Annotated in this window: 22 protein-coding genes; 21 read left to right on the top strand and 1 reads right to left on the bottom strand. The window is 37.4% G+C overall.

Annotated elements, in window-relative coordinates:
• The first annotated feature begins 10 nt into the window (after nucleotides 1-10).
• The 9 genes from IGJ95_RS13285 to IGJ95_RS13245 all read left to right on the top strand — a co-directional run bounded on the left by IGJ95_RS13285 (nucleotide 11) and on the right by IGJ95_RS13245 (nucleotide 10,398).
• Complete coding sequence (locus tag IGJ95_RS13285) at nucleotides 11-1,990, top strand: BglG family transcription antiterminator (protein ID WP_062806060.1); 1,980 nt, start codon at nucleotides 11-13, stop codon at nucleotides 1,988-1,990.
• Between the two features lie 12 nt (nucleotides 1,991-2,002).
• Nucleotides 2,003-2,323: a PTS cellobiose transporter subunit IIA gene (locus IGJ95_RS13280; RefSeq protein WP_010734145.1), complete on the top strand. Its 321-nt coding sequence runs from the start codon at nucleotides 2,003-2,005 to the stop codon at nucleotides 2,321-2,323.
• A gap of 20 nt (nucleotides 2,324-2,343) precedes the next feature.
• Nucleotides 2,344-2,862 carry a hypothetical protein gene (locus IGJ95_RS13275; protein ID WP_010734146.1) on the top strand — a complete coding sequence of 173 codons (519 nt, stop codon included), beginning with the start codon at nucleotides 2,344-2,346 and terminating at the stop codon, nucleotides 2,860-2,862.
• Nucleotides 2,863-4,218 (top strand): PTS cellobiose transporter subunit IIC, encoded by a 1,356-nt coding sequence (celB, locus tag IGJ95_RS13270; RefSeq protein WP_010734147.1) that lies wholly within the window; start codon nucleotides 2,863-2,865, stop codon nucleotides 4,216-4,218.
• Nucleotides 4,219-4,706: 488 nt separating this feature from the next.
• Nucleotides 4,707-5,486 carry a cyclase family protein gene (locus tag IGJ95_RS13265; RefSeq protein WP_062806061.1) on the top strand — a complete coding sequence of 260 codons (780 nt, stop codon included), beginning with the start codon at nucleotides 4,707-4,709 and terminating at the stop codon, nucleotides 5,484-5,486.
• A 305-nt stretch (nucleotides 5,487-5,791) separates the two neighbouring features.
• Nucleotides 5,792-6,238, top strand: a complete 447-nt coding sequence (locus tag IGJ95_RS13260) for a hypothetical protein (RefSeq protein ID WP_438762097.1) — start codon at nucleotides 5,792-5,794, stop codon at nucleotides 6,236-6,238.
• Between the two features lie 833 nt (nucleotides 6,239-7,071).
• Nucleotides 7,072-8,352: a hypothetical protein gene (locus IGJ95_RS13255; RefSeq protein WP_438762095.1), complete on the top strand. Its 1,281-nt coding sequence runs from the start codon at nucleotides 7,072-7,074 to the stop codon at nucleotides 8,350-8,352.
• Between the two features lie 64 nt (nucleotides 8,353-8,416).
• On the top strand, nucleotides 8,417-9,328 hold the full coding sequence (locus IGJ95_RS13250; RefSeq protein ID WP_438762093.1) for a hypothetical protein: 912 nt from the start codon (nucleotides 8,417-8,419) through the stop codon (nucleotides 9,326-9,328).
• Between the two features lie 125 nt (nucleotides 9,329-9,453).
• Nucleotides 9,454-10,398, top strand: a complete 945-nt coding sequence (locus IGJ95_RS13245; RefSeq protein WP_438762091.1) for a hypothetical protein — start codon at nucleotides 9,454-9,456, stop codon at nucleotides 10,396-10,398.
• 181 nt (nucleotides 10,399-10,579) lie between these two features.
• Here IGJ95_RS13245 and IGJ95_RS13240 read toward each other — a convergent pair whose 3' ends face one another.
• Entirely contained in the window at nucleotides 10,580-12,082 is a 1,503-nt protein-coding gene (locus IGJ95_RS13240) for a UDP-N-acetylmuramoyl-L-alanyl-D-glutamate--L-lysine ligase (RefSeq protein WP_438762089.1), read from the bottom strand.
• Between the two features lie 103 nt (nucleotides 12,083-12,185).
• On the opposite strand from IGJ95_RS13240, the gene IGJ95_RS13235 reads away from it, so the two are divergent.
• The 12 genes from IGJ95_RS13235 to IGJ95_RS13180 all read left to right on the top strand — a co-directional run bounded on the left by IGJ95_RS13235 (nucleotide 12,186) and on the right by IGJ95_RS13180 (nucleotide 26,442).
• Nucleotides 12,186-13,346 (top strand): hypothetical protein, encoded by a 1,161-nt coding sequence (locus IGJ95_RS13235; protein ID WP_062806067.1) that lies wholly within the window; start codon nucleotides 12,186-12,188, stop codon nucleotides 13,344-13,346.
• Between the two features lie 64 nt (nucleotides 13,347-13,410).
• A complete protein-coding gene (locus IGJ95_RS13230; RefSeq protein WP_062806068.1) occupies nucleotides 13,411-14,148 on the top strand; it encodes a hypothetical protein in 738 nt (245 codons plus the stop codon).
• Between the two features lie 122 nt (nucleotides 14,149-14,270).
• Nucleotides 14,271-14,582 (top strand): hypothetical protein, encoded by a 312-nt coding sequence (locus IGJ95_RS13225; protein ID WP_062806069.1) that lies wholly within the window; start codon nucleotides 14,271-14,273, stop codon nucleotides 14,580-14,582.
• Nucleotides 14,583-14,993: 411 nt separating this feature from the next.
• Nucleotides 14,994-16,220: a hypothetical protein gene (locus tag IGJ95_RS13220; RefSeq protein ID WP_438762087.1), complete on the top strand. Its 1,227-nt coding sequence runs from the start codon at nucleotides 14,994-14,996 to the stop codon at nucleotides 16,218-16,220.
• A 151-nt stretch (nucleotides 16,221-16,371) separates the two neighbouring features.
• Complete coding sequence (locus IGJ95_RS13215) at nucleotides 16,372-18,021, top strand: putative polysaccharide biosynthesis protein (protein WP_010734149.1); 1,650 nt, start codon at nucleotides 16,372-16,374, stop codon at nucleotides 18,019-18,021.
• Nucleotides 18,022-18,052: 31 nt separating this feature from the next.
• The gene (locus tag IGJ95_RS13210; protein WP_023520477.1) at nucleotides 18,053-18,772 is read left to right on the top strand and encodes a pseudouridine synthase; all 720 of its coding nucleotides are present in this window, start codon (nucleotides 18,053-18,055) and stop codon (nucleotides 18,770-18,772) included.
• 253 nt (nucleotides 18,773-19,025) lie between these two features.
• Nucleotides 19,026-19,973 carry an ABC transporter permease gene (locus IGJ95_RS13205; RefSeq protein ID WP_010734151.1) on the top strand — a complete coding sequence of 316 codons (948 nt, stop codon included), beginning with the start codon at nucleotides 19,026-19,028 and terminating at the stop codon, nucleotides 19,971-19,973.
• Nucleotides 19,974-19,984: 11 nt separating this feature from the next.
• Nucleotides 19,985-20,905: a carbohydrate ABC transporter permease gene (locus IGJ95_RS13200; RefSeq protein WP_023520476.1), complete on the top strand. Its 921-nt coding sequence runs from the start codon at nucleotides 19,985-19,987 to the stop codon at nucleotides 20,903-20,905.
• 25 nt (nucleotides 20,906-20,930) lie between these two features.
• Nucleotides 20,931-22,391, top strand: a complete 1,461-nt coding sequence (locus IGJ95_RS13195; protein ID WP_010734153.1) for an ABC transporter substrate-binding protein — start codon at nucleotides 20,931-20,933, stop codon at nucleotides 22,389-22,391.
• Between the two features lie 254 nt (nucleotides 22,392-22,645).
• Nucleotides 22,646-23,260, top strand: a complete 615-nt coding sequence (locus tag IGJ95_RS13190; protein ID WP_062806072.1) for a YesL family protein — start codon at nucleotides 22,646-22,648, stop codon at nucleotides 23,258-23,260.
• Nucleotides 23,253-24,998, top strand: coding sequence for a sensor histidine kinase (locus IGJ95_RS13185; protein WP_169058574.1), 1,746 nt, complete (start codon nucleotides 23,253-23,255; stop codon nucleotides 24,996-24,998). The genes IGJ95_RS13190 and IGJ95_RS13185 overlap by 8 nt, the downstream gene beginning before the upstream one ends.
• On the top strand, nucleotides 24,988-26,442 hold the full coding sequence (locus tag IGJ95_RS13180; protein WP_077151944.1) for a response regulator transcription factor: 1,455 nt from the start codon (nucleotides 24,988-24,990) through the stop codon (nucleotides 26,440-26,442). The genes IGJ95_RS13185 and IGJ95_RS13180 overlap by 11 nt, the downstream gene beginning before the upstream one ends.
• Nucleotides 26,443-26,587: the final 145 nt, after the last annotated feature.

Below are 26,587 nucleotides of genomic sequence, written 5' to 3'. Positions count from 1 at the left end.
GAAGATAATAATGAAACAAACAGAAAAAGAGTTATTGCGGCAATTGATTGATCATCAAGGAGAATACCTCACGAGCCAGTACCTCGCTTCTGAATTATTATTATCTGACCGTACGATTCGAAACTATTTAAAAACATTGAATGAAGTGATCGAAAACAATGGCGGAAGACTCATCGCCAAGCAAGGGCAAGGGTATCAACTAGAGATCATCAACAAGCTTGCTTTTGCCCTGTTTTTAAAGCAACGAGAAGTAACTGTCGAATATGGTGATCAGGTGACTGAGTTTTATGGTTCAGAAGATCGAAAAAAGTACATTTTAAATAAACTACTTTTGGAAGATCGCGCAATCGTGATCGATGATTTGGCAGAAGAGTTATATATCAGCCGTTCGAGTTTAGTGAATGATATCCAAGAAATCAAAGAGAAGATCGCCGAATATTCGTTGAAAATTGTGTCGAAACATAAGCAGGGAATGTGGATCGAGGGTCAAGAACAGGACAAGCGACATGTGATCATGGATACCTTTTTTGGAAATAAGTATACCAATTCTTTAAAAGAATATCTCGGTAACAGTCAATTTTTCAAGGAAATCAATTTTGAAGAATTAGTGATCGTCATCTTGGACGAGATTCGTGAATCCAAATTGAAGGTGTCCGATTTTGTGATACAAAATTTAGCGTTACATTTAGCATTGGCAATCAAGCGAATGCGAGCTGGTTTTGAGATACAAGTACCTGAAATCACTGGAGAAGAAATCCATGAGACCGAATATCAAGCAGCTAAGAAGATAACCAGACGGATCGAGTCTATAATGAATGTTCGTTTCCCAAAAGATGAAATTGCTTATTTAGCGTTACATTTGATGGCTAAATCGAATCAAAACCATAAAAGGGAGAATCAGAAGTTAGTGACAGAGTTAATGTCAGTTCTTAAAGAGTTAGCTCAGGTTCTGGGGCAGTCCATCGTCGAGGATTATCAATTCAGGAATGGCTTACTCAATCATTTAGAACCGATGCTGGTTCGCTTAGAGCGAGGAATCGCTCTGGAAAATCCTTTAACAAAAGAAATCAAAAAAGAAGATCCGAGAGCATTTGAATTAACCAAACACTATTTTGGTCAAATGCCTTCGCTGAAAGGTTATAAAATCAATGAGGATGAATGGGCGTATTTAGCGCTTCATTTAATGGCAGCAATTGAAAAAAATAAGGTAGATTGTAAACTACAGGCATTGATCATTTGTGCGACTGGCTATGGAAGTGCGCAATTGCTAAAAAATCGAGTGTTGAGTGAATTTGGAAAAAATATTGCAGTGAATCAAGTGAAAGGCTATTACGAAATCGATGAACAGTCGTTAGAAAATGTTGATTTGATCATTTCTTCCATTGATTTATCAACGATGTTTTTCAAAGTCCCTGTTCTTCATGTCAGTGTTTTCTTGAATGATCAAGATGTTCAAAAAATCCGTAAAGTGATTGAAGAACATCGCCCAAGTTGTTTCGTGAAGCCCCAAGAATCTGTCTCACTCATGAAAGAAAAGAGGGCATTTTACGAAGAGCAGATTTCAAAAAAATGGTTTAAAGTCTATTCTTCAGCACCAACAAAAGATCAAGTGATCGCTGAATTGTTGGCACTTTTACAAGAAGATGAAACGGAGAATTATACGTCTGAGATGTCTCACCAAATCGAACGTCGTGAGAAAATGGGGCAAATCATTTTCAGTGAACAAGTAGTTGTCCCGCATCCAGCGATCCCAGTGGGAGTTACTGCTAAAATTGCAGTGGGGATCATTCCTGATGGGATGGCATGGGATGAACAAGGGGCGCTCCATTTTGTCTTTCTAGTCTCTCCTTCTTGTATCGAGAATGAAGGAATCACTGTTGTAACGAAGGCAATCGTAAAATTTATTGATCGATTGGATCTACAGCAGCTGATTTTAGCTGAACCAACGTTTGAAAATTTTAATCAACAATTTATGAAAATGATTTACTAAGGAGGCGTCTTGATGACGGAGAAAATGACGAGTGAAGAGCTCCAAGTGACCGCATTTGATATTATTTTTCACAGTGGCAATGCACGAACATTGATCCACGAAGCATTTGCTTTGTTACGAGCAGAAAGCTTCACAGAAGCTGAAGGAAAGCTAAATGAAGCGAATCAGGAGATTCTAGAAGCCCATAGATCACAAACGCATTTATTGAAAGAATATGCAAGTGGGCAAAAGATCGAAATGGAAATCATCATGGTCCATGCGCAAGATCATCTGATGACGACGATGACTTTGTTGGAAGTGGCAAAAGAGATGAGTTACTTATATCAAAAATAAACAAGAACGGAGGTGGGAAAATGAGTGAAGCTGAGAAAAAACAACGGGAGTTAGAGAAAAAAGCATTTAGTTTGAAAGTCTTATATTTTAATCGCTATCTGATTATTCGCTATTTGACAGCTGGTTTCTTTTTTGCCAATCTTTACTGGCTGGTTTCCTTACTCCTTGCGAGTAGCAAGATGTTTTGGGTACCATTAGGGCTATTATTCTTTCTTTTACCAGTCGTCGCAGAACAAGTGGCACTCTATCGTACACATAAAAATAATGCAACGGTTACTCGAAATTATTTCCGATTGCAAGCGGTAACCAATGTATTTCTCCTATTAGCAGTATTTTCACCAGGATATTCTCAATTGTTTCCTTTTATGGCGGATGGTTCAAATGGACAAGCATTGATTCTGTTTGTGATTGCTAGTGGGCTACTGATCTGTCTTTTTTGTCAGCGACGCTTGAATAAAATCCATGCAAATACGGATCGTCACTATCAACGAATCAAAGAGTATGAACGTGTAGTACATTTTGGAAAGGGGAGTAAATAGATGTTTGATTTTCTACAGAAATATTTGATGGGACCGATGGGGAAAGTGGCACAATTCAAGATCGTACGCGCAGTAATGGCTGCTGGGATGGCGTCGATTCCTTTTACGATCGTAGGTTCGATGTTTTTAGTTTTGAATATTTTACCGTTACCATTTCCGTTTTTAGAAGGATTTTTCAATGCAACTTTCTTTAAAGTCAGCGACTTGTATATGATCGTCAATACGATGACGATGGGGATATTATCTATTTATTTTGCTATTGTATTTGCTTATGAATTAACGTCGATCGAAAGAGATGAACAAGCACTGAATGTCAATCCTTTAACTGGCGCGCTATTATCTGTTTTTGCTTTCTTCATGTGTATCCCAGAGTTGATCATTTCAGACGGAAAAATCAGCTTGATCTCTAGTATGACCGATGCAGAAACTGTGGTTAGTGGGGTACGTATGGGCGCATTTGTCGAACGTCTGGGTACGTCAGGCATTTTTACCGCCATCATCATGTCTTACATTGCAGTTGAGTTGTATTGTATGTGTGTGAAACGTAACTGGGTCATCAAGATGCCAGATGTTGTACCACCTGGGGTTTCACGTTCCTTTACCGCATTGATCCCAACGTTTGTGATTGCCTTTGTGGTGATGATTGTCAACGGCACATTAGTTGCGTTAGGAACAGATATTTTCAAAATGATCGCTATTCCATTTGGATTTGTAACAGAATTGACGAATACGTGGATAGGGATCATGATCATTTATTTCTTGATCCACGCATTATGGATCGTAGGGATTCATGGGGCGAACATTATTACCTCATTCTTGACACCAATCGTTTTAGCGAACATGGCAGCGAATGCCCAAGGTGCAAATTATCCTTTAGCCGGCGAATTTAATAACTCTTATGTAACGGTTGGTGGTTCTGGGGCGACATTAGGATTAATTATCTTTATTGCTTTTATGGCAAAATCCGATCAGTTAAAAGTATTAGGAAAAGCTTCATTAGTACCAGGGATTTTCAATATCAATGAACCAATCATTTTCGGGATGCCGATCGTTTATAACCCTTACTTGGCAGTACCGTTTTTCTTAGCACCAATGGCATCCGCATCATTAGCATACTTTGCTATCAAATTAGAAATCGTTCGACCAATGTTAGCCCAAATGCCTTGGCCTTCACCGGTAGGGATCGGCGCCTTTGTTGGTAGTGGAGGTGACTGGAAAGCCGCTGTCTTAGCCGTCTTATGTGCGATTCTCGGCTTTATCATCTGGTTGCCATTCATCAAGTTTTATGATAATAAATTATTGACTGAAGAACAAGAAAAAGCCGCAGAATTAGCAAGAGAAGGTTCAGTGGCATAGTGATTCAAAAGAAAACTCAGTTGCCATTCGTTAGAGATGGTAACTGAGTTTTTTAGTGAGTTGTTATGAAAAAAGAAAAGCCTATATATGTTGAATAATGAGAAAATTGGGGGAAGCTTGTAAAAATAACCTTGTATACAAAAAAATAGATATCTATTAGTCAATAGAACCTACGAAGTTACTTCTAGAGGGAGAACACTATCAAAGTAAGGCAAGGGAATATTAGAAAACAGTTGCTCCCCCTCTTAAAGCAAGCCGCGACATTTCAATTGCCAAGATAGTAAAAAGTGCAACATTCTAAAAATAAGGGGAATAGCCTGGTTCATATATGGACAGTCATAAAAAGATGTAAAAATGGTCGATGGCAACTCAATGATGCTTGATATTTATATCAAATAACAGAAAAAAAAGGACAAATATGTGGGAAATCCTCCGTATACTAGACATAAGTATGAAATAAAGAGGTTTAGAAAAAGGAGGACAAGTAAATGAAATTGATTGATTTAAGTATCACGATTGAAAATGGAGTGCCAAGTGATCCGCAAGAAATGATTCCGGTGATCAACTATTTAGACCACGAGAAAAGCGTGCCGGATATGTTACGCTTTTTTGAAACGGCAAAAAAGGAAGACTTTCCTAATGGCTTAGCTTGGGCGATGGAAAGTGTCCAGCTCACTACGCATACTGGTACTCATATGGATGCACCTTATCATTATCATCCAACGATGGATGATGGACAGCCAGCTTGGACCATTGAAGAGGTGCCCCTTGATTGGTGTTATGGGGAAGGTGTCATGCTTGATTTTTCGGATAAACCAAATGGCTATCAGTTGACGGTCACTGACTTTCAACACGCCTTGAAAAATATCAACTATACACTCAAAGAAAAAGATATCGTGCTGATCCAGACAGGTGCTGCGCCGTTTTGGGGGACGCCAAACTATTTGATCAGTGGATGTGGAGTCGGACGAGAAGCAACCCTTTGGCTATTAGAACAAGGAATCTGTTTAGTTGGTACGGATGCTTGGTCGTGGGATCGACCATTACCGTTTATTGCGGAAGAATTTAAACAGACTCGCGATCCCTCGATTATTTGGGAAGGTCATTTTGCTGGAATCGAAAAGAAATACTGTCATATTGAAAAATTGACGAACTTAGATCAACTGCCATCCACTGGTTTCAAGCTAAGCTGTTTCCCAACAAAAATCAAAAAAGCAAGTGCAGGTTGGACACGAGTGGTCGCGATCATGGAAGAAGATCAATCTTGATTTGAAAAAAGAATGAAGGGATTTAGACATCCAGCGTCTGCCTATAGAGGGGGCGCTGAATGTTCAGATCTGTAAATGGAAGTACTGCGGACAAGAACAAGTAGGGAAAGCTGAGACAAAGCCAGTTTATGGAGGGATAGATCAATGGATTCAGAAAAAGATATCTTGCTTTATGGCTTATATAAGAAACGTGAATTTTTTTTGCCGATGTAAAGAGTAATAAAGTTGATCTACAAGGCTATCCAACCTTATCTGGTGAATCAGAACATGCACATATCATTGATTATTATAATAATAGGCTACATATGGCGGTAGTTGAACGAAAAAGATCAGGAAGGTTACGGACTTTTGAGCAATGGCGTCTATTTATAGAAGAATTATTTTTTGTGTTATTCCGATTTTGGAATGAACATCCGCTTTGGAAACAATATCTTCAGTGTATGAACTGGAATCCTAAGAACTGTTTATGGGCAACGTTCAATTATCCGATCTTTCATGAGAATCTTCGACTAGAAGGCATCGTGTTATATTTTCAAAATGAAGCAGGCGAGACAATCAGTTGTAATGACCACATTACTAGAGGCTGTAAAAATGGCATCGATATGGCCATGTACTATCCCAACATTCTCATTTATTTCGTGTTGGATGGCATAAAAATGAAAGAAATCATGCAAAAAAATCGCCAAAAAAATACAAAAGTGAGTATACCTGTAAAGAATTACGCTATATTTTCCGACATTGGTATCAATTAAAGGAGAAAGTTGTATTTTTCTTAAATCGAAAAATTGTAAAAGCCCCTTGGATTGAAGGCAATCACATTCGCCAATGGCAAAAGTATCGCGAGCATCGCAAGAAGAAGGGGAAAAGAGAAATCGCTAAATCTGTGGACGATTTAACCATGATGCTTTACCAAAAGAGAAGAAGAAAAATGAATTAAAATCTTTCAAAGCACTACTTTTAGAAGTAAATGAGAAAGGACAAATCCAGAAAAAAATGGAAAAATCAATCGGTAGACAGCGAGCGTTCACCTTGTGATGTATTTAGATGATTCGGGCATATATTGGCTGTTACGGAAAAATATTTGGTCAGTGAAGGTGATCCATAGAGTGATTAGGTGTCACTGGGGACAGGAGAGAAATGAATGATAACAAATGAATTAAAAATTATATTTTTTGGGAAGAACAGCGAGTATCAACGGCTATTTGAGTCCAATGAATCGGAACGATTCCAACCGGGTAAAGACTATCAAGTACAAATGTTTGACGCGTGTAATAATGAAATAGAGAAGTTGATCATTCAGTTTGTTAAGGGAAATAAACTACTAACATTACAAGACTGGGAGGATTTTTCTGATAACTTGCCTTTGTTACTATTTCCCCAAAATGAAAAAAAATTGCTTTATTTTTCTGAATACTATGAGTCAATGAACCGCTCTCCTGAGAATCACTTAACAAACGTTTTTGAAGGAGCCATCCAAGCAGGAAATCTTCAGACAGATGGTCAAAGATTATTTTATACCAATGCTGTTGGAAATGAGATTACAATCAATCTACTGAAAGAACATGGGTACAAGACAGTTCTAGACATGGCAATGAATCATCAAACCACGATTTTATTTTCTTTAAGTCATTTCAATCAAAGGGCTATCGACGATTACAATTTTTTCAATCGCTCTGAAACAGCTATTTTGCGCGAATCGATTCACTATATCTATCGAGAATTTTCGCAATTAAAAAATTTTAAAGACAAGATTTTTTTTATAAACAACGTAGAAATTGTCCCCCCACCTTGGGTTGAGGGGAATTATCTCAAAAATTGGCAAGCTTACATCAAGCAAGCAATGGATGCGGAAAAGTCAGAAATAAAAACGAATCAAGAACCCATAAACAATGGGAAAATAGTACTTTTTGGACATGAGAACGCCTGTGAAACGTTAGCTAAAATTCCTGAAATTGAGGAGAAGCTCGTCAACAAGGACTATAAGGCGCATATGTTTGACGCGTGTAATAAAGCAATCGAAAAGTTGATGATGGAACACGTTGAGAAAGGGAACCTGATTACAAGGAAAGATTGGGAGACTTTTTCTAATGAATTGCCTTCACTGTTGGAATCACAAGGCGAAAAGTTAGCACATGTCCCCGAGTATCTTCGAGTGATGGGATTAGAGAGGGGAAATCAAATAAATCGATTAAATAAAATAATGGGAGTGTTTTTTACCAAACAATCACCAGGTAATTTAAATACAGATGGAAAAAAACTATATTATGAATTTTTCTGTTATAAAGATCATAAAATGAAAGCGCCTGTAAAAGGACTTGAAATACAAGCTTACGAGATCGCAGTGGAGATGGCTATAAAAGAGAATGTCCCGATTTATATTTCCTTAGATGGTATTGACATGCGTGGGATATATTCAAAAATTCCAAAACACAATGTGGAGCTACGCCCCAAGAAGTTCCGTAAAAACGATTTTTTATTGCGTGCACTCCGACAAATTTACCAGAATCATTCAGAACTAGGGGAGAAAGTTCTTTTCTTTGAAAACGGAAAAAAGGTAGATCCCCCATGGATCAAGGGGGCATTTGTTCAAGATTGGCAAAGATATTTTGAGCGCAAAAAAATTAAACTGGAACAGAAAAACATTCCCTCTTCCCTGACAAAAATAAACCGAATGGATAAATTAATGCAGATAATTCATGACGAGAATGTCATACAAACGGTCAGAAAAATGAGAAAAGATATGCGTCCAGCCTTTCGTGAAAAAGTAGAAATGTTTGACAAGCAAGCAAGTGCGCTAAATGAACAGAGGATCAGACAACAAGCTCAAACAAAAGTAAGGAGACATTCCGTTCAAGCAGAAAAGTAAGAGGAACATCAATTTCTATAGGTACTTGTAAAATAATTTAAGGGTAAGAAAGTGGGATAGCGGAATGGATACAGATAAAATGTATATTTTATTATTTGGGATGGATGATCAACGAATACTATTTTACCAAGATGTCATTTCGAGAAAAGTGAAACTGAAAAGATTTCCTAGTCTGACAGAATCAAGTTCATCAGCATATGTCATTGAACGCTATAATAAAGAGGTACATGAATTGATCGTTAGTAAAGTGTCGGAAAAAAAGCTAGAGACCGTAGAAGAACTGCAAGAATTTGAGAAAGAGTGGCCTAGCTTATTATCAGAAGAGTATAAGCATCTACCCCATTGGAAAAGATACTGGCTGTCTATGCAATGGAACCCTAAGAATCGTTTGTTGAATATATTTAAAAAAGTAGTAACTGAAAGAAAATTATTCGTGGAAAAGGGGGCACTCTACTATCGCAACAAGTATAAAGATAAAAAAAGTTTTAATAAGCATATCGAAAGATGGTGTAAAAACGGTATCGATATAGCCATCTACTGTCCTAATGTTAGGATATATTTTGTACTGGATAAACTGAATATGCACAATATCTCTAAAAAAAATTGTTACGGACATTACGAAAGTGATTATACATGTAAAGAACTGCGTTATATTTTTCGGCACTGGGATGAGTTAAAAGAAAAAGTCGTTTTTTTTGAAAATAAAAAAATCGTGAAAGCACCTTGGATCAGAGGAAAGTATGTCAAGGAGTGGCAGAAATATAGTGAAATACGAAAGCGGCGTTTCACATGGAATCTCAACAAGCAAGCGTGTAAGTCGATGGAAAATATCAAATCAAGTACATTCCTTACAAGAGAGAGGGCACATGAACATAAAAACTTGCAATCGTTACTTAAAGAAGCAATAGGAAAGCAAAATAATGTCTCAGAGCAAAAGAGAGCATCTGCACGTAGGCAAAGGGCCTTGACGATATAGTTTTTAAAATACTATATTTTTTAGATACATAAGAAAGAGGAAATATCAATTCGAATATTCTTTCAATCAAAAAAGCCAGTGCTGAGTGGACAAGAGAGCGCTATTTTAAAAGAGGAGGAATGGTCATGCCATTAGATGGAGATAAAGTATTATTGATTGGTTTGGATGTTTCATGTGAACGACTATTTAAGGAGTTGAATGAAGGGAAATATAGATTTAAAGGAGAATTAAAAGAAAAGGATCATCGAGCCTATATGATTGATACTTATAATAATGAAGTGAAAAGAATCATTTATGATAAAGTCAGAAAGGATGAACTGGTAACAAGGAAACAATGGCAACAATTTGCTAATGGCGGCATAAATGACTATGTAAGATCAGACAACTTACCGTTGTGGAAAGAGTTTATGGCTGCATCTAAAGAAAACCCTAAGAATCAATTGACCAATAGTTTTTCCGGTGCAATCCAAGCTGGCAACATAGAAATAGAGGGTATACAACGGGACAAAAGTGGGAATAAAATTGGGATAGAAGGGACAGAGCTATACTACATAGACAAGCATGAAGATAGAGTACTCATCAAAGAATTAGATGAAAATGGAGGGAAAATCGGGATAGACATGCTAAAATGCTATCCCACTATAAAAGCTTATATCATCTTAGATGGTATACAGATGAAAGATATAGCAAATAGACGGATGTATCCTATGGGACAACTTCGTAAAATGTTGCGCTATGCTTATCGATCATGGCCGATCATAAAAGATCAGGTGACTTTTATGTCAAAAAGTCGGATTATACCACCACCTTGGCATGAAGGCGACTTTGTCAAAGATTGGCAAGTTTATATCGAAAATCGGGAAAATAAAGTGTCTAAAGGAATGGAGGTATCTTCTTTCCTAGCGGGTATACACAGTCCTGAACAAAAGAAAATGTGTACAAATGGCACTCAGGTACTTCGTAAAATGACGATAGGACTTGCTAAACGAGCAGATGAATTAAATGAGCAGAAGAAACGAGAGTCGTCTCGAATAAAGATGCAACGAGCTCCAACTGAATCGGAAAGATAAAGCGTATACTGGATATTGCCTGAGATTTTTAGAAGATTATCTATGAGTTGATGTGGCAAGATAAAAAATCATTTCAAAGATATTGGAATAAACAGCTAAAAAAGCCAACTCATAAGGAGTTGGCTTTTTTAGCTAGAGTTATCTGTCTAAGTTAAAGCGTTCTGTACTTCTTTAGAAAGCTTCATTGTTCGATCAAGCGTTTTGCTATGTCATAGTCACCTTCATAAGGTTCATCGACACCACCGACTTTTTGATACGCATCGACACCTTTACCAGCAATCACAACAGAGTCTTCTGGATGGCTTTCTGCTAATGCTAGTTGGATCGCAGTCGGACGGTCCATTTCGTAATGGACAGCAAGCTCTTTATTTGTGATTGCTTCATGGATTTCTTCTGCAATTTTTTGCGGATCTTCAAAAGCAGGGTCATCTGCGGTCAAGAAAACGACATCGGCTGTTTCTGACAAGACTTCTCCAAAGTCTTTTCTGCGGGAAATCGCTTTGTTTCCTGGACTTCCTAGAACGACGATCACACGGCCATTAGGATGCTCACTCTTAGCAAATGCTAATAATGTTTTTAAACTTAAATAGTTATGGGCATAGTCAACATATATATGGGAGCCGTTTTTATGGGTCAACTGATCCATGCGTCCGGGAACCCTAGCTTCTCTTAGTCCTTGTTGGGCATCTGAAATCGAAGCACCCGCTAATGTAGCTGCAATGATTGCGCTAGCTGCATTTTCTTGATTAAAGCCACCAGCTAATTTGATCGTATATTCTGCTTCAACAGGTAATTCAGAACCATGTGTGATCAATTCGAACGCTTGCGTTTGATTTTCTAAACTTTTCACTTGAACGTCTGTAGTATCTGCTCGTCCGTAAGTGATGGCAGGAATACCGTGGACTTGTCCTGTTTCCACTAATAAATCAAAGTAATCACTTTCACGATTTAAAATCACTTTTTTTGAATTTAAGATCAGTTGACGTTTGCAATAAAAGTAATCATCAAACGTCGGGTGTTCGATCGGACTGATATGATCGGGTGAAATATTTAGGAAAATCCCGACATCTAAAGTGAGTCCATAAACACGTTGCGTTTTGTAGGCTTGAGAAGAAACCTCCATGACAAGATGTGTCATACCGTTTTCTACTGCTTCAGCCATCATGCGATACAAGTCGAGTGATTCCGGTGTTGTCAGATTAGATTTGAAAAAAGACTTGCCGTCTAATGTGGTATTCATTGTTGAAAACAGGGCAGTTTTATAGTTAGTCGTATGGTCTAGAATGGCCTTGGTAAAGTATGCAGCGGTGGTTTTACCTTTAGTCCCAGTAAATCCGATGACTAGCATCTTGTTTTGTGGATAATCATAAAAAGCCATGGAAAGAATTGCCATTGCTTTGCGAATATCGGTCACGATTATGCCACAAGCTTCGTTCTCATAAGGTTCTTCAGCCACGTAGTAATTAAGCCCTTGAGCAATTGCGGCAGTTAAATACTCTTCTTTAAAATTTAATCCTTTACAAAAAAATAATGTCTCAGCATCGACCTGACGTGAGTCATAACTTAATTTCTTGAATACTCTATTTTCTGGAGCATACAGATGCCACCCCTGTGGTGATACAAATTCTTTTAACAGATTTTCTTTTAACAATAAGTTGCGGATATCTTCTAAGGAGAAGCTCATTGAATCATCCCTCACTTTGTATTTATTTGGTTTATTATAGCATATTTTTTGTTACGTATTTTCGTGAACAGACGATTTAAGTAAAAATGAAAGAAGGTAGAATATGGAAAGTGGACAGAAACAAATGATTTTATTTTTTGGATTGTCGACAACAAGAGCTGACTATTTTGAACGAATGACCGCAGGGAAACTCTACTTAAAAAATATGACAGTTGCAGAAGATGAAACTTTGCTACAGTATTCATTTGATCGCTATATCAGTTATTTACGGGATATGTTAAGGACAAAAGGATCAAAATTAACAACACCAGAACAATGGGAGAAGTTTTCCTATGAATGGCCTGAATATATCAAGCATGAATATAGAGATTGGCCACTATGGAAAGATTATTACTATCACACACAACAAAACTATAAAAATTGGTTTGCTCGTCTTTATAAAGGAACAGTTGCTCAGCGTTATTTTTTTGTAAAAGCCTATTCTAAAAATTATCGGCCAAATGAGTTTAGTGTATTGAAAATCCCTGACAACAAAGAATTAGGGAGATATATCTACAGTGAATTAGCTAAAGATCCTAACGTAGATTTAGGTGAACATCGATATGCATATGTCAAAAAAGGTAAAATGTATTCACCAGTATTCCACACTGTCAGGGGATCAAAAATTGGCATCGATATTGCAAAAACAAATCCAAATGTCACTATCTATTTTTTATTAGACGGACTTGATATGAAACGAGTATTAACTAAACCTCGAATAAAAATGCCGACTATCAACGTAACCAATCATGAACTTCGTTATATCTATCGCAATTGGTCACAGTTGGAAAGAAAAATTATTTTCTTTAACGATGGAAAAGAAGTTGATCCACCGTGGCACACATCAGAGTACAAGAAGATGTGGCAAGCGTACAAACCTAAAAGTTTTCAAAATAATAATTGGTTACGAAAAAAATGGGCCATTTTTCGCCAGAAAAAAGTTGGTACCCAACAGAAAGTAGCGAACAATAAATACAACGAATATAGCAACGTGCAGGGACGTTTCTTCGTTGATATCCAACAACAGCTAAAGCAAGATAAGACAAAATTCTCCGAAGATAGAGATAAGAAAAACCGGCCATTACAGGAAACAAGACAACCCGATAATCGGATGTTCGTTAAAAAAACAATCTGTAGAGTAGAAAAAATAGCGTATTGGAGAAATGAGTCAGTAGCAAGCAAGGCTAATCGGCAAAGAGCAAAAAAAGAATTTTTACGTAGTTAATGACAAATCAGGGCAACTTTACGAAAGAATCACTGATGTTAATAAAAAGAGAGAAGGTCTAAAAATGAATCCTGAAGAGACAAGCGGATTTAAAGAGCAGTTATCAAAGAAAAATAGTCTATCTAAAGAGAAACCAGAGCAAGCTGAACGTACCAGAGATGTTGAATCTTTACATTCAAAACATCATATAGAGGATAGTTCAATGTATAGTATAGAATCTGACTCAATCTATTATAGTCTAGAAGATAGCTATAGTTCACAAGATCATTTGATACCTAGGGGACAAGCCAAACAAGCGGATCAAGTCAGTGGGAAACAACCGGGAATGATGACCAGGATGGGGAGAAATCTACTAGGTGGTCAAATTTTAAATGAAACAGCTTTAAATAAGGTAAAGCTTAATAAAACTATCCCTTTAAATAATGTTCAACAATTCTCGAAGGAAAGGTTCGGTGGAGGCAAATTAGCCCAAGGTTCAGTAGAGCGAGCCAAAAAAACAGACAACAGTGTAACAACCTCTCCACAATCTACATCAAAACGACGAAGAATTTTGTCATACATAGCTGAAAAAATCCAAAAAATAGGCAGGACAACAAAGAGGAAAGAACCTAGAACAGCTGAAGATCATTCGTTACCGAAGCCAAAAACGATTCAAAAAAATGAGAAGCATTCCACTAAGAGATTAAATGATCTTCCAACATACTTCACACGTAAAATCCGTTCGGCAAATGAAGCTGCAAAAACGGCAAATAACTTATTTTCAAAAAAAGAAAAGACGGTGGTTTCTAAAGAACGAGGATGAATCGTTGGATCTCAGCTTTAACGTTTTAGTAGAAAAAACGTTAAAGGACAGAAACAAACGAGGTCTGTCTAACAGTATCTGAAAAGGCGAGTCTTAAATAAAAAAGAAAGAAGGAATAGAAAATGATTGATGAAGAAATACGTGAAGTAGGAGAAAAGTTATTTAACAAAAAGGATCTATCGAAAGAGGAGAAGCTTATAGCCTTTAAATATATAGTTTCACATTATAATATTCCAGAAGATGATGTAATAGCCAGACTAGAAAACAAATTTGTACGCAAAGAAGACTCATTTAATGAGGCGATAGATCAACCTCATCGTGAACAAAGATTCAGACCCATAAAGCTAATCGGTCGAGCGATTCAGTCACTGTGCAGAAGAACATGGGGAATGATAAGAGGCGGTCGACAGTCCGATGGAATCGCTTTAAATTAAGAAACAAGTCGTCACTACAAACAACAATGAACAACGATCAAAAGAAGAAATCAGCCGAAGCGACTCGACTACAAGTAGGACAAAACATGCTAACATATTTAATGATGTAAAGGTTACAGGTGATTCGTTACATAGTCCACAAAGGACCAAAAAGTCTATTTTGACTGCGAAAGAGAGTCCGATATACTTCACACGTAAAATTCGTTCGGCGAATGAAGTGGCACAGGCAGTAAATACCTCATTAACTAAAAAGGTGGGCCACCCGGTTTCAAAAGAACGAAGATAAACGTTTGGTCGGAGCGTGAAAGTCTCAGTAAAACAAAACATTAAAAGGAGGGTAAGGAAAACAATTTAACTTTTTTCAATTTAAAACTTGTTATTTAAATAAAAAATGGAAGAAGGAATAGAACAATGAATCCAGAAATCACAAAGTATCTGCGACAAGCAGGAGAAAAAAATCCATCTGTATTAGCTGATTTGATACAACATGTAGAAACTAACCCGGAGATGCAAGCATCGTTAGCTAAAGAGGGAGAACCGACTAAAGGAGCAGCAGCGTTAGAGCATGTGTTAAATAAGATAGATCGTAAATTTGCAGAAAAATTTCCAGATATCACAAAGTATCTGCGACAAGCAGGAGAAAAAGATCCATCTGTATTAGCTGATTTGATACAACATGTTGTAGAAACTAACCCGGAGATGCAAGCATCGTTAGCTAAAGAGGGAGAACCGACTAAAGGAGCAGCAACGTTAGAGCATGTGTTAAATAAGATAGATCGTAAATTTGCAGAAAAATCCCCTTCTAGCCGTCCAGCTATCACAAAGTATCTGCGACAAGCAGGAGAAAAAAATCCATCTGTATTAGCTGATTTGATACAACATGTAGAAACTAACCCGGAGATGCAAGCATCGTTAGCTAAAGAGGGAGAACCGACTAAAGGAGCAGCAGCGTTAGAGCATGTGTTAAATAAGATAGATCGTAAATTTGCAGAAAAATTTCCAGATATCACAAAGTATCTGCGACAAGCAGGAGAAAAAGATCCATCTGTATTAGCTGATTTGATACAACATGTTGTAGAAACTAACCCGGAGATGCAAGCATCGTTAGCTAAAGAGGGAGAACCGACTAAAGGAGCAGCAACGTTAGAGCATGTGTTAAATAAGATAGATCGTAAATTTGCAGAAAAATCCCCTTCTAGCCGTCCAGCTATCACAAAGTATCTGCGACAAGCAGGAGAAAAAAATCCATCTGTATTAGCTGATTTGATACAACATGTAGAAACTAACCCGGAGATGCAAGCATCGTTAGCTAAAGAGGGAGAACCGACTAAAGGAGCAGCAGCGTTAGAGCATGTGTTAAATAAGATAGATCGTAAATTTGCAGAAGAACTAATTCCTAGCAAGCGTTCATCTCAAAAGACTGTACCTACAAGCAAAATGTTTCCTATAAAATCAACGAATGATGGAAAGACAAGAGACGCTATAGTTACCTCTGATCAAAATAGTAGAAAATTATATCCTAAATTCGAAACAGAAGGTTTTAATAGAAAATGTGATTATGCAAAAAAATGTGCAACTGTTGTAAATAGCAACTTAGAAAAAAATGAAAAAGCGATGATTTCGAAAGAACGAAGATAGAGAACCAGATCATCCTGTGATTGAAATAAAACAGTGATTACGTAAAAACTGCAACCGCTACAAAATAAAAAAAGCCGATAAAAAGATTGCTACTTTGTGGATTTACACTTAAAATATGAGTAATGTTTTGAAGAAAGTTGGAATCTGATCAATGACTAATCAAAGAAAACCAGCAGTAGAAAATTTGACAGTTCAAGAGAAAATGGCTAGAGGTTCTGCTTGGATGACTGCAAGTAATATGATCTCTCGATTACTGGGCGCAGTCTATATTATTCCTTGGTATGCTTGGATGGGCGAAAATGCAAAGGCTGCCAATGGATTATTCAATATGGGGTACAATATTTATGCGTTATTCTTAATGATTTCAACTGCGGGGATTCCAGCTGCCATTGCGAAACAAACCGCACGTTACAATTCATTGAATGAATACGGGACGTCTCACCGGTTGTTTCTACGAGCAATGCAAATGATGGCTGTTTTAGGGGTGTTTTTTGCAGGATTTATGTATTTTGCTTCGCCTTGGTTAGCTCGTGCCTCTGGTGGTGGGGAAGAATTGATTCCAATCATGCGCTCATTAAGTGCAGCACTATTAGTATTTCCTTGTATGAGTGTTATTCGAGGATACTTCCAAGGGAATCAGGAAATGATGCCTTATGCACTTTCGCAAATCGTTGAGCAGATTGCGCGCGTATTTTATCTGTTGCTTTCTACATTCATCATCATGAAAGTCCTGTCAGGGGACTACGTAACTGCGGTGACCCAATCGACTTTTGCAGCATTTATTGGGATGATCGTCAGCTTGGCTGTCTTATTATATTTTTTGAAGAAACATCAAGCGTATACAGCAGCTCGTGTGCAGTACAGTGAAAACCAAGTGACCATTGCCACGAAAGAATTATTGTTGGATACGATCAAAGAAGCGATTCCTTTTATCATCGTAGGATCAGGGATCACGATTTTTAAATTAGTCGATCAATTTACATTTATTAAAATCATGTCGGATACCACTGAATATTCCAATGCCCAATTATTGGATCTTTTTTCAATTTTCAGTGCGAATCCTGACAAGTTGACAATGGTCGTCATTGCTTTAGCGACGTCGATTGCTGCGACAGGTTTACCTTTGATCACGGAAGCGGTAACGATCAAGGATCGTCGTGGACTAGCAAAATTAACAAGCAGTAATTTACAGTTGTTTTCCTTTATTATGTTTCCTGCAACCTGTGGTGTGATGCTCTTGGCATACCCTTTGAATACTTTATTTTATACACCAGATCAATTAGGAAGCCAAGTATTGATCCAAGCAAGTTTTGTCGGTCTTTTTCTAGGACTTTATATGCTTGTATCGAATATGCTTCAAGGGATGTTTGAAAACAAAGCGGCGATCCAATACTTACTGGTTGGGTTTCTCGTAAAATTAGTCTTGCAGTATCCAGCAATCCGTATTTTTGAAGTATATGGACCATTGCTCGCAACGATGATTGGTTTTATCGTTTCTTGTTCACTGATACTAAAGAAAATCCATCAAGTGGCTCGCTTCAATCGGAAATTTGTATGGCGTCGCACCTTATTGATTTTTATTCTTACTCTGTTGATGCTCCTTGCAGCAGGGCTGACGAAAATGATTTTCGGGATGTTCTTGAGCCAAGACAGTAAGTTCCAATCACTAATATTAATTGTTTTAGTCGCCGGAGTGGGTGGTTTGGTTTATACGTATCTGGCACTGAAGCTTCGTCTCGCAGATAAGTTATTAGGACGTCAAGGGATGATTCGTTTACGCCGACGGTTACGTATCAAATAAGACAGGCATTGCTTGAAAAGGGGACAATCACATGCGTTTAGATAAATTTTTAGCTGACATCGGTCTTGGCAGCCGCAAAGAAGTCAAAGGGCTGATCAAAAAAGGCTTGATCACAGTCAATGGAAACTGTATTAAAAGTGATAAATATCAAGTGAAAGAAACCGAAGACACGGTGATGTATCTAGATGAATCCTTACATTATCAAAAAGATTTTTATTATATCTTGAATAAACCAGCTGGCGTAGTTTCAGCAACTCAAGATAATCATGATCAAACCGTCATCGACTTACTTTCTGATGAAGATTTTCGGGAAGATCTATTTCCAGTCGGTCGGTTAGATAAAGATACAGAAGGATTGTTGATCCTGACCAATGATGGACAGTTTTCACATCAATTACTCTCTCCTAAAAAACACGTAGAAAAAGAATACTTGGCAGAGGTCAAAGGTGTGATGACGAAAGCAGATGTGTCAGCATTTGCAGAAGGATTACTCATTGATGGAGATGAACAGACACTGCCTGCAAAACTGTTCATTGACTCAGTCGATGAAGAAACAATCACTTCTCGTATCCGCTTGATCTTACATGAAGGGAAATTCCATCAAGTCAAACGGATGGTAAAAGCCGTTGGTAAAGAAGTCACTTACTTGAAACGGATACGTATGGGGAATTTTCTTCTGCCAGAAGATTTAGCTTTAGGAGAGTATCGCCAAATGACACCAGATGAATTGGCACAAGTAAGAAGTAAATAGAGCATGAAAACACAGCTTATAGGATTGGAGTATACTACTCAATCCTGTAAGTTTTTTTGTTTATTTATTGAAATCATGATAGATGGCAACCTAAAACAGCTATTTTTCGTTTTTCTGTCTCACACCTCAGATCAAAATGATTCTTTTACAATCTTCTCTATAATTTGTTTCATTTTCCCTATGATTTGTTCATTTATTATATCTTTTGAAAGCGCTATAATGACAGTGCGAATGAGGTGAAAGGAGTTTTTATATGAGAAAAAGGAAGGGGTTAAAAGGTTTTTTTGGGAATTTATGGCGCTATAAGGCGCTTGTTTTAATGGCGATCCCTGGGATGATCTGGATGATTTTTTTCTTTTACATCCCGGTATTAGCGAATGTCGTTGCGTTTAAAAATTTCCATATTTCTGCGGATGGCTTTCTTGCCAGTTTAAGAGAGAGTCCATGGGTTGGATTGGAGAATTTCAAGTTTTTATTTTCTTCTGATCAAGCGTTTCTGATTACCAAAAATACGATTTTATATAATGTGACATTTATTTTACTGAATCTTTTGATATCTGTCGTGTTTGCAATCATTATGAGTGAATTGCGAAATAAACGATTGGTAAAAGTATACCAGACCATGTCATTGCTTCCCTATTTCCTTTCTTGGGTCATCATTAGTTACTTTGTCTATGCGTTTTTAAGTCCAGATAAAGGGATCTTCAATCAATGGTTGGCAGCAAGTGGGAGAGAAACAATCAATTGGTATAATGATCCTAAATATTGGCCATTTATTCTAGTCTTTATTGGAACATGGAAAGGGATCGGCTATAACAGTATCATTTATTTTGCCTCAGTTATGGGAATCGATCCGACGTATTACGAGGCAGCGATGGTAGATGGCGCAAGCAAGTGGCAACAAATCAAACATGTGACGATTCCACAATTGGTCCCTCTGATGACGATCTTGACGATATTAGCAGTTGGAAATATTTTCCGAGCGGACTTTGGTTTGTTCTATAATATCCCAAGAAATTCCGGAGCGCTTTATGAAGTGACACAAGTTTTAGATACTTATATCTATAATGGGCTGACATCCACTGGCGACTTTGGTATGACGGCCGCAGCTGGGCTGTATCAATCAGTCGTCGGCTTTGTTTTATTAATGATCACCAATACGATTGCTCGTCGTTTTGACAGCGAATCGGCATTGTTCTAAGGAGGAGAAAAATGAATAAAAAGAAAGTTCAACGAGTAGAGATCCGCTCGTTTAGTCAAACCACCAACTTTTTCTCCAATATTTTGATTGCACTTTTTGCTTTTTCTTGTGTGTTACCATTTATTTTTGTAATTGCGATCTCTTTTACAGATGAATCCATTTTGTCCACACAAGGGTATAGTTTCTGGCCTAAAACATTTAGTACATTTGGGTATACTTTTTTGTTTGACCAGATGCAAAACAAAATTTTTCAGGCTCTTTTCGTCACTGTTCTTGTGACAGTAGTAGGAACGTTGATCAATAGTACAGCAACTTCTTTATATGCTTATGCTATTTCTCGATCCAACTTTCCATTTCGTCGTTTCTTTACAGTCTTTTGTTTGATCACGATGTTGTTCTCACCAGGGATGGTTGCGAACTACTTAGTGATGACGAATTTATTACAACTGAAAGATACGATTTGGGCATTGATTTTACCGATGGCAGTCAGTCCGTTCAATATTATCGTGATGCGAACATTCTTTAAACGTTCGGTGTCTGATTCGATCATTGAATCTGCTAGGATAGATGGGGCGAGTGAACTTCGGATTTTTGTACAAATCGTCTTACCTTTAGCGATTCCAGGAATTGCGACAATCAGTTTATTTGCAGCTTTAGGTTATTGGAATGACTGGTTCAATGCGTTACTGTATATTCAAAACGATAATCTCGTTCCATTGCAATATTTATTGATGAAGATTCAAAGCAATATCCAATATCTTACTCAAAATGCTGGAGCAGGTAGTCAGTTAGCCGGCGGTCTTGCTTCTGTTCCTGGAGAGTCTGCTCGTATGGCAATCGTTGTTATCTCAACATTACCGATTGCGATCAGCTATCCTTTTTTCCAAAAACATTTTGTTAAAGGGTTAACGATTGGCGGCGTCAAAGAATAAAGCACTAAAATAGGAGGAAAAAGATATGAAGTTATGGAAAAAATTAGCTTTTACAGGATTCTCAGCACTAACAGCAATCAGTTTAGCAGCTTGTGGGGGCGGTTCAGGTGACAAGGACGATGCAGCGGCCAGTGATACGACGACATTACAAATGTACCAGATCGGTGACAAACCAGATAACCTTGATCAGCTGATGGAAGTCGCAAATAAACGTATTGAAGAAAAAATTGGTGTAAAAGTCAATATCAATTATATTGGTTGGGGCGACTATGAGAAGAAAATGAACGTCATCATCTCATCCGGTGAAAATTACGATATCGCTTTTGCCAACAATTACGTATCAAATGCACAAAAAGGCGCGTTTGCAGACTTGACTGAATTAGCGCCTAAATATGGAAAAGAAGCGTATGATTCTTTGGATGAAGCATATATCAAAGGCAATCTGGTCAACGGGAAATTATATGCCTTCCCTGTAAACGCCAATGTCTTTGCACAACAAGTGTTGACTTTCAATAAGCCATTATTAGATAAATACAATTTATCGATTGATGGTATTGAAACGTATGCAGATGCAGAAAAAGTTTTACAAGAATTCCATAAAAAAGAACCGAATACAGCGGCTTTTGCCATTGGGCAAGGATTTAAAGTACAAGGGGATTTCGATTATCCATTAGGGAATACTTTGCCATTTGCGGTTGATTTGAATGGCGACAAAACAAAGATCATTAATCAATATGACAACGAAAATTACATCGAACTGTTACGGACGATGCATAGTTGGTATGATCAAGGATTGATCCCTAGTGATGCAGCGACTAGTAACAAAGATTATCCGTTAGAAGGTAATACATGGTTGATGCGTGGAGAAACACAAGGACCATACGATTACGGCGATACGATTTTAACAAATGCTGCAAATCAAGAATTAGTATCGAAACCAATTACTGTTCCTTTGAAATCAACAGGACAAGCGCAAATGGCAAATTTTGTTGTCTCTAATACATCAAAAAACAAAGAGAAATCAGTAGAGTTCTTAGCGTTATTGAATAGCGATCCTGAATTGCTTAACGGCTTGGTTTGGGGAATCGAAGGAGAGGCATGGGAAAAAGTTGGCGATGACAAAGTAAAATTATTAGACGGCTATCAGCCAAAAACACACATGTCTGCTTGGAATACTGGAAACAATAAGATTCTTTATACACAAGATACGATTACCGATGAAATGATCGCTAAAAGAGATCAATCGATTGCAGAAGCTGAAACTTCTCCAATCTTAGGCTTCAGTTTTAATACAGACAGCGTAAAAACTGAATTGAGTAATATCTCAAATGTCATGAATCAATACCTTGATGGATTGAACACTGGAACTGTCGATCCAGATGAAACCTTACCAAAACTAATGGATGCCTTAGATAAAGCTGGATACGACAAAGTACTGACAGAAATGCAAAAACAATATGATACATTCCGACAAGAGAACAATTAATCAATACTGAAGTTATGATGGAAGTATCTAGCTCCGAGAAATAAGGCGGAATCCACGGAAATTGCTCTTGCATTTTTGTGGATTCCGCCTTATTTACGAAGAAGCTACTTCTGGACTATCGGTTATCTAGCTGATAACCGAAGTATTGCTCCTCGAAGACCATTTATTTGGTTTTAAAGGTTCCAATATGCTCAATGTTACAGTATGTTTTTGTATAATAGGATATGATGAAGAATAAAAGGGGGGGAAGTCCTGTGTTAGGTAGAGCATTGGAAACAGTATTCATACGCGTATGGGTCATCATGAAATTGACATTGTATTTTTGGGGCTTAGCTGTATGTGGCGGAGTCGTTTTAGGAATCGGACCAGCTTGGAAAGTTGTCAATGAACAGTTTTATCTCCATGGTTTCGAATATAAAGACATCACGATCAGCGAAAGTTGGCAGATGTTCAAACAATCCTTCGTAAGAGGAAATCAATTATTTGGTCTTTTTTCGGCTTGTCTTTTTTTGCTTAGTTATAACTTGTATTTATCTGTACAGATCCAAGGGATTCTTTTCTTAGTGGTTGATTTTATTATACTGTTCAGCATGTTGTACGTTTATGCGACGTATCAATATAGCATGATCCTGGATAGTGGCTATCAAATGACCTTAAGAAATCTATTGAAGTTGAGTTTGATTTCCAGTTTCGCAAGTTTTTCAACTTTCTTAAAAATCATCCTTGGTAGTGGTTTGATTCTTTGGGTGACGTGGAATTATAAAGGGTTGATTTTATTTGGATTGATTGGGTTACTTACAGTTTGGAACGGAACGATCACCAAACAATGGCGGGAAAATCTGGACTTGCAGTTGGAAACATATGAATAGGTTAGATTTCATCTTTTCAAAAGGAACGTTGTTGAACCGCTTATTGCGTAAATATGCCATCATGATGATTGCTCTGACGATGATTGCAACGATCATCATCAGTGTGCATACATTCATCCAAAGACAAATTCAAGCACAACAAGTAGTGAATGACGCAGTTCAAAGTACGTTGCGAACGCTTAGTGATAAAACAACGTTAAGTAAAGTGATCAAAGATCAATTTGTAGGGGATTCAGATAAAATCGAGAATACCACCACTTATTTAACTAAACCGATCGATCAATATTTGATGTATGCGTACGACCGACAACGACAATCTGCTGATTTTCTTTCATTCCCTAACGTAGTTCGTGATATGTATGTCAATTATGAAGAGGTAAGTAGTGTGTACCTTGTGTTCAACCAATTACCAGAATATTTTGAGTCCACTAGAGAGAACAAAGGCGGGATAGTCAAGAAGGGAACGCCACAATTAAAACAGGCTTTTTATATCAAAATGACGATTACACAAGGTGGCGCAGAAATTGGCAGTATGTTTGTAGGGTTTGATAAAGATGAACTTGATGCAGCGCTGACGAATTTAAATACGTTTAATGGATTATCTCTTTACATGATTTCCGGAACGAGTAATCGGTTGTATACATTTCATGATCGAGCACTGGGCAAAGAACGAATCTTTAAGCAGGAAAAGTTGATCAATCAGACCCTACAAGCGGATTCTACATTACCAGTGGAGAAATTAGAAAAATCGAATTTTATCCAATCGCAAGAGGTGTCCGACGATTATCGTATTTTAGCCACATTAGATAAGCGTACGGTTCGCCAAGTAACAGAAAAAAGCTTAGCACCGTTAATTATTGGCGTCATTTTATTGGATGGTTTATTGCTTTTATTTTTATACAAGACGTTCAAACGTTATTCTCAACAAATCGATCGTGTCATGGAAGCCATGGATGAAGTGGCTAGAGGGAATTTAGATACTCGTGTGGATACTAGTATCACTGAATACGAGCTAAAAGACCTATCAGTCGGAATCAATGAGATGCTAGGCAGTATCAATCAATATGTGGAAGATATCTACAAATTAGAAATCAAACAACAAGATGCGCACATGCGCGCATTACAAGCACAAATCAATCCGCATTTTCTATACAATACATTGGAATATATTCGAATGTATGCCATCAGTGAAGGTAGTGAAGAACTAGCAGATGTTGTCTATGCTTTCTCTGCATTATTACGTAATAACACCAACCAGGAAAAGACGATTCATTTAAAAGAAGAATTGGATTTTTGTGAGAAGTATGTGTACCTCTATCAAATGCGTTATCCTAGCCGTATCGCCTATCATTTCACGATTGAATCATCATTGGAAGAGATTGAAGTACCGAAATTTATCATCCAACCATTAGTAGAAAATTATTTTAAACATGGCGTTGATTTTACTCGTTTTGATAACGCATTGAGTGTAAAAGTATTTGAAGAAAATGGACTTGTTCATCTTTTGATTCGTGATAATGGCAAAGGAATCACGGAAGAGCGATTAGCTGAAATCAGCGCACAGTTGGCGCAAAGCAAAGTAGAACTCAGTGGATCGATCGGCTTACAAAATGTCAATGAACGGTTGCGTGCTAGTTTTGGACCGAGTTATCAGATGACCCTAGCTAGAAATGCAACTGGTGGATTAACGATCCATATTACTTTTAAAATAAAAAGGGGAGCTGCTGATGACTTATAATGTACTACTAGTTGATGATGAATATATGATCTTAGCTGGCTTACAAAAAATCATCAATTGGCAAAATTTAGGATTTAACGTTGTTGCTACTGCAGAAAATGCTATGCAGGGACTATCGATTTTAGAGACGCAGCCAATTGATCTAGTTGTCACAGACGTAACGATGCCTGAGATGAATGGATTAGAATTTATTGAAGCTGCTCAAAAAGAACATCTTTTTGAATTTATGATCTTATCGGGCTATCAAGAATTTGATTATCTAAAAAGCGGGATGCAGTTAGGCGCTGTTAATTATTTGATGAAACCAGTCAATAAAGCAGAACTGATTACTAGTCTTGAAACCGTCAAGAAACGCTTGGATCATCGAAGACAACAAAAAAATCAACAAGAAGTGTACCAAGAAATTCTATTTAGCCAATGGTTGAATGATGAATTGGATGAACCTAGTGAAGAAGAACTTTTAGAAAAACTAGGCAAGCGTCAGCGACGTGTCTTACTTGCACAAGTACCTAGGCAGGCTGAAACGACAATCAGTCAGTGGCTGACAAAAAGAAAAGAACCTTTTTATTACCAACGGAATTATGGAGAACTTGTTTTATTTGTTTTGTTGCTTCAGGAGGAGGCAGTAGAATTGTTTAGCCATTTCGTTGAACAGTCGCTGATGTGTGAGAATTGGCTGATCAGTATTGGGGATGAATCTTGTGATCCGGAAACGATACCGCAAAGCTTCCAGCATGCTAAAGATAATTTACAACTACATCAATTCTATGGGGATCAAAATCAACGTATTTTCTATGCCGAACAAGCAGAAATTAAACAATCAATTGATTTTGTATCATTTAGTCGTGTGTTGAAAAGTGGTCAGTTAGCGCTCGCACAACAAATGATCTCTGACTTTTTCGAGCAATTCCAACAGGCGGTCATGTCGCCTGAAGATATCCGTCATTTCAGTTTTTTATTATTTATGGATATCTATCGTGAGCTGATCCGTTTAGAAGATGATGAATACTTAACAGGCATCCAAAAAATCAATCAAGCAAAATCTGTCCAAGAGTTGCATCAACTCCTACTATCTTTATTGGAAAATCAGCATAATCAAAAATATAGTCAAAATGTCGAAAAAGTTCTTCAAATCTTACATGAGAAATATAAAGAACCTTTAACCTTGAAAGAAGTCGCAGAACATTTGCATCTGAATGTCATGTATCTAGGACAACTGTTTAAAAAAGAAACTAAAAAAAGCTTCTCTGCGTACTTGAATCACTTAAGAATGGAACAAGCAAAATGGTTGCTGATCCATAGTAATCAAAATATCAATGAGATCTCTAATGAAATCGGCTATAATAATACGACCTATTTTTCAAAATTATTCAAAAAAATCGTTGGACAGTCGCCTTCAGAATACCGAGAAAATCAAAGTCAAACAGAAGGAAGTTTCATCTGAAAAAAACAGAGATCGTGAGATTTAACATCTCATTATCTCTGTTTTTATATGATTGAATAAGTGAAAACAATCATATAAAAAAACAAAAAATATAAAATATTTGATGGGTTCTATGTTAAAATGGACCATGTAGATTGTTTATGAT

It is taken from the genome of Enterococcus sp. AZ156 (assembly GCF_051714165.1).
Lineage (GTDB): Bacteria > Bacillota > Bacilli > Lactobacillales > Enterococcaceae > Enterococcus_B > Enterococcus_B pernyi.
The sequence above is the reverse complement of the archived record's forward strand: the minus strand, read 5'-3'. Positions and strand labels throughout refer to the sequence as shown.